Origin of the sequence: Rhodohalobacter sp., assembly GCF_041686455.1 — a bacterium.
In the GTDB taxonomy this organism is placed as follows: Bacteria; Bacteroidota; Rhodothermia; order Balneolales; family Balneolaceae; genus Rhodohalobacter.
Map to the genome: position 1 here is coordinate 1 of NZ_JAWLDW010000101.1, position 9,823 is coordinate 9,823.

Sequence of the window (9,823 nt, forward strand, 5' to 3'; positions counted from 1 at the left end):
GCGATGAAACTCCAGTTAAAACAGAAATATCTTAAAGTACTGGATGGGCTTGGCAAAGATGAAAATCAAATCATCCTACCAAAAGATATTACCAACTATGATGCCTTGATTGAAGGTCTGTCTCTGGAGCAGCTTGATGAGGTTGAGGATAAAGCTGAAAAATAGAAGGCTATATCAAAGTTGAAATGCAGTAAGGATGATCTCCCCTTGAGGGGAGTACGGCGTTAGCCGGGTGGGGTGTCAATTACAACCCCTAAATTATCAACACCCCTCTAAATCTCCCCTTTTTAGGGGAGACTTTTCCGATTCGAAACCAAATCATTTTTATCACGTTTAGATTATTCGCGTCTTTTTTGATATAAAAAAAGCCTCAACCCGAAAACGGATTGAGGCTTTTAAATTCAAACTGAATGATCAGTCTGGGATTTTATGGGGAATGAATTACATCATTCCTCCCATGCCGCCCATTCCTCCCATTCCGCCGGGCATTCCACCGCCTGGCATTCCGCCACCGTTGTCGTCATCATCATTCTTAGATGGTTTGTCGACAACTACGGCTTCGGTTGTCAGCATAAGACCGGCAACTGAAGCAGCGTTTTCAAGTGCGGTTCGTGCAACTTTCGTTGGGTCGATAACACCCGCTTTGATCAGATCTTCGTACACTTCAGTACGTGCATTGTAACCGAAAGCATCTTTACCTTCCAGCACTTTCTGAACTACGATAGATCCTTCAACACCGGCGTTATTCGCAATCGCTCTCAACGGAGCTTCAAGCGCACGCTTAATGATGTTGAATCCAACTTCCTGATCACTATTCTCACCTTTCAGTTTATCGAAAACCTTGAGTGTGCGCAGGAATGCAACTCCACCGCCGGGAACAATTCCCTCTTCAACGGCAGCGCGTGTTGCGTGCAGGGCATCTTCAACGCGAGCTTTCTTCTCTTTCATTTCAACTTCAGAAGCAGCTCCGATGTAAAGTACTGCAACTCCACCGCTTAGCTTGGCAAGTCGCTCTTGCAGTTTCTCACGGTCGTAGTCAGAAGTAGTATTTTCGATTTGAGACTTAATCTGATTGATACGTGCTTTGATGTCATCAGATTTTCCATTACCGCCAACGAGAGTTGTATCGTCTTTAGTAATGTTTAGTCGATCTGCTGTACCGAGGAAGTCGAGAGTCGCATTTTCAAGCTTGTAACCGCGCTCTTCGCTAATTACGGTACCGCCGGTCAGAATTGCGATGTCTTCGAGCATTTGTTTTCTTCTGTCGCCAAAGCCCGGAGCTTTTACAGCTGCAATCTTCAATGATCCGCGCAATTTGTTCACAACCAGAGTAGCCAATGCTTCGCCTTCAATATCTTCGGCGATAATCAGCAGCGGCTTGTTGGTTTGAATCACTTTCTCAAGGATTGGAAGCAGATCTTTCATCGCAGAAATCTTCTTATCGAAAATCAGGATGTAAGGATCTTCCATTTCAGTGGTCATATTCTCACTGTTGGTCACAAAGTATGGAGAGAGGTATCCTCTGTCGAACTGCATACCTTCTACAGTTTCAAGGTAGGTTTCAGTACCTTTTGCCTCTTCAACGGTAATCACACCATCTTTACCAACTTTCTCCATAGCATCGGCAATGTTATTACCGATCTCTTCGTCGCCGTTTGCAGAAATAGTACCAACCTGGCGGATACTGTCAAGGCTGTCGCCTACAGGCTCGCTCAGATTTTTCAACTCTTTAACAACCGCGTCAACAGCTGTTTCAATACCACGCTTCAGCTCCATTGGGTTCGCCCCGGCAGTCACATTTTTCAGACCGGTTTGAATGATGGACTGTGCCAAAACAGTAGCCGTTGTTGTACCGTCACCTGCGTTATCATTTGTTTTAGACGCAACTTCACGTACCATCTGTGCGCCCATATTTTCAACCTTATCAGAGAGTTCAATCTCTTTAGCTACGGTTACACCATCTTTGGTTACAGTTGGTGCACCGAAAGATTTTTCAATAACTACATTTCTTCCGCGAGGACCCAATGTAACTTTAACTGCGTTGGCAAGCTTGTCCACACCTCGTTTGAGTGCGTCACGTGCTTCCGCATCGTAATGAATTAGTTTTCCTGACATAATTTTATATTGTTTTGTTAGTATTTATTAAATCGTTTATGACAAATGTATTTAGGATACGATACCGAGAATGTCTGATTCTCTCATAATCAGATACTCTTCACCATCAAGAGTAACTTCGGTTCCGGAATACTTTCCGTAAAGCACTTCATCTCCTTTTTTAACAGACATGTCGATCTTGTTTCCATTCTCAACTTTTCCGGGACCTGCTTCTACAACGGTTCCCCGTTGTGGTTTCTCTTTTGCAGTATCAGGGATGATAATTCCGGAGCTGGTTTTTTCTTCAGCTTCGATCGGGCGTACAAGCACTCGATCGCTTAATGGTTTTATACTAGCCATATGATGACTCCTTACTTATTAGGTTTTTGGTTATTCGTTTAATTTTTTGAGACGCAAAGATTGCGCTTTTATTCTGTTTTGTTGTATGCAACATCCGTACCAAAGACGCATAATTGCCAAATGGTATACGTTTTACTCTTTAGGCGGGCTTTAGGAAGAGTATCTTTTCAAAAAAGTCATGAAAATGTGCCAAGTTGTTCGAGGCGGGCTGTCAACTTTTCATACATGTCAGGCTTTAATGCTTCGGCACGCAAATTAAAATCAAATTCATCTTCAGGCAACTCCATATCCAGCCGCTTCAGGGCATTGCTCAATTTCTTTCTTCTCTGATTGAATGCCATACGCACAACCGTTTTCAAATTCTTGTCCGAACACAGCAAGTCCGGCTTATCAAACGTCAGTTTTAGTACAGCACTGTTCACATTTGGCGGCGGAGAAAAAACACCGGGAGGAACGTCAAACAAAATCTCAGGACTGCTCATCAATTGAGTCTGAACACTCAGAATACCGTACTCTTTACTTCGGGGTTCGGCCACAATCCTCTCTGCAACCTCTTTCTGCATCATTAAAAGTGCTGAAGTGATATGCTTTCTATACTCCAAAACCTTAAATAGAATCTGACTGGTAATATAGTATGGCAGATTTCCAACCACATGAACAGGTTTGTCTGCGCTTACAAATTGAGACCAGTCACTTTTTAGAATATCCTCATTTACAATTTTCAGATCCGGAAATTCCTCAGAAAGATGCTCTACCATTCGCTGATCGATCTCTACCGCAACCACATCATCGTACGCCTGTAGTATCAAACCGGTAATCGCACCCGCACCCGGCCCAATCTCCACAATTCGATCTCTTTTTTGAGCAGGAATAGAATCCACAATTTTTTGAATCATATTGGGGTCCTTTAAAAAATGCTGACCTAAACTCTTTTTTGTTCTGGGATGGTGCGCCATTGCCTGGTGAATATCTAAATGAAGATCTTGTTGAATTTGATTAGATTAACATAACGGATTTTCTGCACTTTTACGGATGATTCCGTCAACTAAAAAATACATCCAAATAAATACTCGACACTCCATCCGCTCATTCAGATTGCTTTGATATGGAAATCAACCCTTTTGATACTGAACAGTTAGGCCTTCAAACACTTGAAAAGAGTCTAATGAAGACTAAATCAGCCCGATCGCTCAAAATCGGACTACCAAAGGAGATATCGAATGATGAGCGACGCATTTCTCTCACTCCCGGCGGAGTTTCCGTTCTCATAGCCAACGGGCATGAAATCTATGTAGAGAAAAACGCCGGAGCCGACGCACATTTCTCAGACAGCGAATATGCTGAGGCCGGCGCAGAAATTTCTCACAGTGCTGAAGAGCTTTTTCGTAAGTCTGAGATGATTGTAAAAGTGGCACCTCCAACCAAAACAGAACTTGGCTGGATGCAACCGAAACAGATCCTGCTATCTGCCCTCCATCTAGGCCACACTTCAACGGATTTTCTGGATGCACTTATCAAAAAAGGAGTTTGTGCCATCGGATACGAATACATCAAGAGCCGCGACAATGAGTTCCCGATTGTTCGGATGATGCACGAAATTACGGGATCAATGGCGGTTCAGATCGCTGCACACTATTTGGAAAACGGAAGCGACGGACAGGGTATTATGCTGGGAGGGATTTCCGGAATCCCGCCGGCAACCGTTGCAATACTTGGCGCGGGCATCACCGGAGAGTATGCAGCCCGAACAGCACTCGGGTATGGAGCACAGGTCTTTGTGATGGATAACGATCTCGCCATGCTCCGTCGCCTCGAAAATTCATTTGACCGTAGAATTATTACGGCTACTGCCAATCACCAATATCTCTCTACCGCTTTGGAATTTGCAGATGTAGTGATTGGCGCCGCTATGACAGAAGGTGAACGTGCGCCCTGCTGGGTAACAGACCCGATGGTTCAATCTATGAAATCCGGAAGCGTGATCGTTGATACAGTTATCGATCAGGGCGGCTGTATTTCAACCAGCCTGGCAACCACACACTCCAATCCTGTTTTTAAAAAATATGATGTGGTTCATTACTGTGTGCCCAACATTCCATCTAATGTTGCCAGAACAGCAACCTATGCGCTCAACAACGTGATTGTCCCGTATCTTGTTGAATTAGGAGATGCCGGAGGAATTGAAGAGTGTTTATGGAATAATACCGCCCTTCGCAACGGTGCTTATGTATATAAAAAGCATCTTACCAAAAAAGGCTTAGCCGAACAGTTTGAAATGCCTTATCGTGATATTGAGATGTTGATAGCGAGTCAGATTTAAAAATAGCAATAAGGCAAAATTTTAAACTGAAATGTACATCAATCGTATCCCACAATGTCCACTTCAGAATTAAGCGAAAAAAATTATCGCCGAATTGCTTTTATAAATTGGGCTCTGTCCGTGCCCCTTTTGCTCATATTTGCCTGGCCATACTACTTTTTGTGTAATTCACTTGGCGTAAGCCAAATGATTGCTTACCCGGGGTCAATTATTTTCGCATTGCCATTTATGCTGACAATTCTGCACGGCCATGTCACCACAGCTATGGGAGCGCTCCACCGTCATCACTACTATAACTGGCTGAAGGAATATCCTCTTACATATGGCATGCTATTTCATCCCATTATCATCAGCACTAGGTTTAGATTAAGCTTATTCTTTTTCAGTTTGATATTTTTAACAACCGGATTCATTACCAGCTAAGTTTAACGAAGTGGAGAAGCTCCACTTCGCAACAATTCTTCAGGTTTATTAATACGCCTTCCCTTTTTTGATATCCTCCACTACTGCCGGATCCAGAAGTGTTGAGGTATCTCCAATATTTTCCAAATCTTCTGCAGCTATTTTTCTCAGAATACGACGCATGATCTTCCCGGACCGGGTTTTCGGTAAACCGGATACGATTTGAATCTTATCAGGCTTGGCAATGGGGCCGATTATTTTCTTAACCAGATCGTGAATTTCTTGTTTGAAGTCTTCCGGACTTTTTGGCTGTTTTTCACAAACCATGAAGGCAAAAATTCCCTGTCCCTTCACATCATGCGGATAACCAACTATTGCAGCCTCAACAACATTCGGATGTTCATCTACAGCATTCTCAATTTCTGCTGTACCTAATCTGTGCCCTGATACATTCAAAACATCATCCACTCGACCGGTGATACGATAATATCCATCAGCATCCCTCCGGCAACCGTCACCGGTAAAATAGTAGCCTTTGTAGGCACTCATATACGTATTCAGATAGCGCTCATGGTCACCCCAAACCGTGCGGGCAATTCCCGGCCATGGATGTTTAATGCAAAGATTTCCATTCACACCGTTGCCTTCAATCTCTTTCCCATTTTCATCCATCAGAACGGGTGAAATTCCCGGTAGCGGGAGTGTCGCAAACCCCGGTTTGGTAGGTGTGATTCCCGCCAGCGGTGAAATCGAAATACCGCCTGTTTCGGTTTGCCACCAGGTATCCACAATCGGGCAGCGGCCACCACCAACGTGATCATTATACCAATGCCACGCCTCTTCGTTGATCGGCTCACCAACTGAACCAAGAACTTTCAATGAACTGAGATCGTACTTTTGAACGTAGCTAATATCATGACTCATCAATGCACGAATTGCCGTTGGTGCTGTATAAAAATGGGTAACCTTGTATTTTTCAACCACTTCCCAGAGTCGTCCCGGATCGGGATAGGTTGGTGTACCTTCAAAAATAATACCCGTAGCTCCATTAAAAAGCGGCCCGTACATAATATAGGAATGACCTGTAATCCAGCCGGCATCTGCCGTACACCAATATATATCTTCTTCCTCTACTTGAAACACATTCCTAAACGTATAGCTTGTATAAACCATGTAACCGCCACAAGTGTGCAGAACTCCTTTGGGTTTACCGGTTGACCCGGAAGTATAGAGAATGAACAGTGGATCTTCAGAGTCCATCTCAACAGCAGTGTGTTTTTTAGATGCATTCCTGATAAGCATATGCCACCACTCATCTCGTCCTTCTTGCCAACCAATATCGCGGTTGGTTCGCTGACATACGATGACACTTTCTACAGTATCACAATCCTTCAGAGCTTCGTCAGAAATATCTTTTAGCGGAACGTGTTTATCACCGCGGCGAAGCCCGTCGTTGGTAATCAGCATTTTTGCGTCACAGTCCTGAATTCGCTCGGCGAGTGCCTGAGCAGAAAACCCTGCAAAAACGATAGAGTGAACGGCACCGATTCTTGCACACGCAAGTGCAGAGATAATCAGCTCGGGTGTCATTGCCATATAAATGCAGACACGATCTCCCTTTTTTACACCTTTGCTTTCCAATACGTTGGCAAATCGGCAGACATCTTCATGAAGCTGACGATATGTAATCGTTCGGCGAAAACTGTCGGGATGATTTGGCTCAAAAATAAACGCCGTTTTGTGACCAATTGTGTTGAGGTGCCGATCGAGCATATTCTCAGTAATATTCAGCTTCCCGCCCTCAAACCATTTGATATCTCCATTTTCAAATCCGCCGGAGTGAACTTTATCCCAGGTTTTCCGCCAGTAAAAAGTCCCCGCCTCATGCTCCCAAAACTTTTCTCGGTTATTTTCGCTCTGTTCGTAAACCTCTTTGTACTCTTCAAATGATTTGATGTTTAGCCACATGACAATCTTTGTTTAGTTTGATATTAAAACGAAGCGCTTTCATTTTGTCGTTTTTTCTGCTCATTATCAAGAAAATTTTCAACCTTTTGATAATCCGGGCGGGAACGGCATCGGCAATTCAGATATTTACACTATCTGATTGATTCACAAAGCATCTATGAGCAGCAAACACGGACAAAAAATAATTGAACAGTGGTTTCAGGAGAAAGGCCTTACTCCGTTCGATTGGCAAAAAAACGTCTGGAAAAAAATTCAACAGGGTATAAGTGGATTGTTAAATGCACCCACAGGCAGTGGGAAAACCTTCGCACTTTTCATGCCGGCCTTAATTCGATGGATTGAAGAGCACCCTGAAAATTACACTCAGCTTCAGAAAAACGGACTACAACTGCTGTGGATCACCCCGCTCAGAGCACTTGCCAAAGATATAGAACAAGCGATGCAAGAAGTGGTTAATGAGCTCAATATACCGTGGCAAATTCAGCGCAGAACCGGCGATGTCTCATCTTCTGTAAAACAGAAACAGAAAAAACAGATGCCTGAAGTTCTGATCACAACGCCGGAAAGCCTGCACATTTTGCTAGCTCAGAAAGGATACCCAAAGAGATTTAAAAACCTGAAATCAGTAGTAGTTGATGAATGGCATGAACTGATTTCCTCAAAGCGTGGCACACAAACTGAACTTGGACTATCTCGACTGTTTGGTTTAAACCCTGATTTGCAGACATGGGGCATCTCTGCTACAATTGGAAATTTAGAGGAAGCGCTGGACATTCTTTTAGGTCCCGTTCGTGCTAAAAATGGATCTATTATTAGGGCTGACGTCCAGAAAAAAATTAACGCACATTCCGTATTGCCTGACGATGTGGAGAAATTCCCATGGTCGGGTCACCTGGGAATTCAACTGCTGCCAAAAATTCTTCCCATTTTAGACGGTCCCGGTTCTACGCTGATTTTCACAAATACTCGATCACAGTCAGAAATTTGGTTTCGAAACATTCTGGAAGCCAAACCTGAACTTGCCGGAACCATTGCCCTTCATCACGGATCGCTGTCATCAGATGTCAGAAACTGGGTTGAAGATGCCCTTCACGAAGGAACCTTAAAAACTGTTGTTTGCACGTCCAGCCTGGACCTTGGAGTAGATTTCCGACCAGTCGATAAAGTTATTCAAATTGGCAGTCCAAAAGGAATTTCACGCTTTCTGCAGCGTGCCGGTCGAAGTGGCCACCGGCCTGATGCCGATAGCAACATCTGGTTTGTGCCCACCAATGCATTGGAACTGATTGAGGCTTCTGCGCTGAAAGATGCTCTCAACAATGAGATGGTTGAAAGTCGCACACCAATCTTAAAACCTTTCGATGTTTTATCTCAGTATTTAGTTACTCTGGCAGTTTCTGAAGGTTTTAAACCGGATCAGATTTTTGACGAGGTAAAGCAGACATTTGCCTACCAAACACTTCAAAACAATGAATGGAACTCTATTCTCGATTTTATTCACACAGGTGGTGCATCCCTTGGCCGATACGACGACTATTCAAAAACGGAGATTGAAGAAAATGGAGTCTGGAAGGTATTTGATCGCAGGATTGCCAGAAGGCACCGAATGTCGATTGGGACCATTACAAGCGATACCATGCTCTCCGTTAAGTATCTTAAAGGAGGCCGGCTCGGAGGGATTGAAGAGTGGTTTATCTCGCAGCTAAATATTGGAGACACGTTCTGGTTTGCCGGCAGAAACCTAGAACTTATTCAAATAAAAAACATGACGGTTTATGTCCGACGTTCCAAAAAAAAATCCAGCAAGGTACCAAGCTGGCTGGGCGGGCGAATGTCGCTATCTTCCAATATGTCGGAACTGCTTCGTAAAAAGTTCAGAGAAGCAGCAGAAGGCAGTACTAAAAGTGAAGAGTTGGTCTCTATTCAGCCTATACTGGAAGTTCAACGGGAAAGGTCTCTTATTCCCAATGAAGAACAGTTTTTAGTTGAGAAGTCATGGTCGAAAGAGGGTTGTCACTGTTTCTTTTTCCCGTTTGAGGGCCGTTATGTTCATGAAGGTTTATCGGCATTGATTGCCCACAGAATTTCGAAACTGACACCCATTACTTTCTCTATTGCAATGAATGATTACGGATTTGAACTGCTTTCTGACCAAGACATCCCTATTTTGCAAGCTCTGGAAAACAATCTTTTTTCTCAAGAAAACCTGATCCCGGATATTTTAAGCAGCTTGAACGACACAGAACTGGCAAAGCGAAAATTTCGTGGAATCAGTCAAATTGCCGGATTGGTCTTTTCCGGGTTTCCCGGCAATAAAAAAGCAGGCAAACATCTTCAGATGTCTTCCTCACTCTTTTTTGATGTTTTCTCCGAATACGAGCCTGACCACCTATTATTGCAGCAGGCTTACGACGAAGTTTTAGATCAGCAGCTGGATGAAACCCGGCTTCGACGGGCGTTGGAAAGAATCAGCATGCAAGAAATTATCGTGAAGGAAGTGGATCGTTTTTCGCCTCTCGCTTTTCCTATTTTTGTAGATCGCTTGCGTGAGCGCCTTTCATCCGAAAAGTTACTCGACCGTATTATGAAAATGCAAAAGGAACTGTAAAAGGATTAAGTCAATATGTTTCCGACAGGTACATTTAAAATCACTCTTCGAAATCAGCTATTAGCTCTGCT

The 9,823-nt window shown here is 43.7% G+C and carries 6 protein-coding genes; 2 read left to right on the plus strand and 4 right to left on the minus strand.

What is annotated here, in order from left to right:
* Positions 1–441: 441 nt before the first annotated feature.
* From groL to rsmA, 3 genes are all read right to left on the minus strand, one after another.
* Positions 442–2,115 carry a chaperonin GroEL gene (groL, locus tag ACESM0_RS10785; RefSeq protein WP_372906220.1) on the minus strand — a complete coding sequence of 558 codons (1,674 nt, stop codon included), beginning with the start codon at positions 2,113–2,115 and terminating at the stop codon, positions 442–444.
* A 51-nt stretch (positions 2,116–2,166) separates the two neighbouring features.
* Positions 2,167–2,454 (minus strand): co-chaperone GroES, encoded by a 288-nt coding sequence (groES, locus tag ACESM0_RS10790; RefSeq protein WP_069133402.1) that lies wholly within the window; start codon positions 2,452–2,454, stop codon positions 2,167–2,169.
* A 176-nt stretch (positions 2,455–2,630) separates the two neighbouring features.
* On the minus strand, positions 2,631–3,410 hold the full coding sequence (gene rsmA, locus ACESM0_RS10795) for a 16S rRNA (adenine(1518)-N(6)/adenine(1519)-N(6))-dimethyltransferase RsmA (RefSeq protein ID WP_372906221.1): 780 nt from the start codon (positions 3,408–3,410) through the stop codon (positions 2,631–2,633).
* 209 nt (positions 3,411–3,619) lie between these two features.
* Here rsmA and ACESM0_RS10800 point away from each other — a divergent pair, with 209 nt between their 5' ends.
* Positions 3,620–4,774: an alanine dehydrogenase gene (locus tag ACESM0_RS10800; protein ID WP_372906222.1), complete on the plus strand. Its 1,155-nt coding sequence runs from the start codon at positions 3,620–3,622 to the stop codon at positions 4,772–4,774.
* Positions 4,775–5,245: 471 nt separating this feature from the next.
* Here the strand turns inward: ACESM0_RS10800 and acs are convergent, their stop codons facing one another.
* Entirely contained in the window at positions 5,246–7,144 is a 1,899-nt protein-coding gene (acs, locus tag ACESM0_RS10805) for an acetate--CoA ligase (RefSeq protein ID WP_372906223.1), read from the minus strand.
* A gap of 157 nt (positions 7,145–7,301) precedes the next feature.
* Here acs and ACESM0_RS10810 point away from each other — a divergent pair, with 157 nt between their 5' ends.
* A complete protein-coding gene (locus ACESM0_RS10810; RefSeq protein WP_372906224.1) occupies positions 7,302–9,752 on the plus strand; it encodes a ligase-associated DNA damage response DEXH box helicase in 2,451 nt (816 codons plus the stop codon).
* Positions 9,753–9,823 lie beyond the last annotated feature (71 nt).

Bases quoted from the DNA above. Each gene is read 5' to 3' on its own strand.
- groL (WP_372906220.1), bottom strand. From the start codon at position 2,115: ATGTCAGGAAAACTAATTCATTACGATGCGGAAGCACGTGACGCACTC.
- groES (WP_069133402.1), bottom strand. From the start codon at position 2,454: ATGGCTAGTATAAAACCATTAAGCGATCGAGTGCTTGTACGCCCGATC.
- rsmA (WP_372906221.1), bottom strand. From the start codon at position 3,410: ATGGCGCACCATCCCAGAACAAAAAAGAGTTTAGGTCAGCATTTTTTA.
- ACESM0_RS10800 (WP_372906222.1), top strand. From the start codon at position 3,620: ATGAAGACTAAATCAGCCCGATCGCTCAAAATCGGACTACCAAAGGAG.
- acs (WP_372906223.1), bottom strand. From the start codon at position 7,144: ATGTGGCTAAACATCAAATCATTTGAAGAGTACAAAGAGGTTTACGAA.
- ACESM0_RS10810 (WP_372906224.1), top strand. From the start codon at position 7,302: ATGAGCAGCAAACACGGACAAAAAATAATTGAACAGTGGTTTCAGGAG.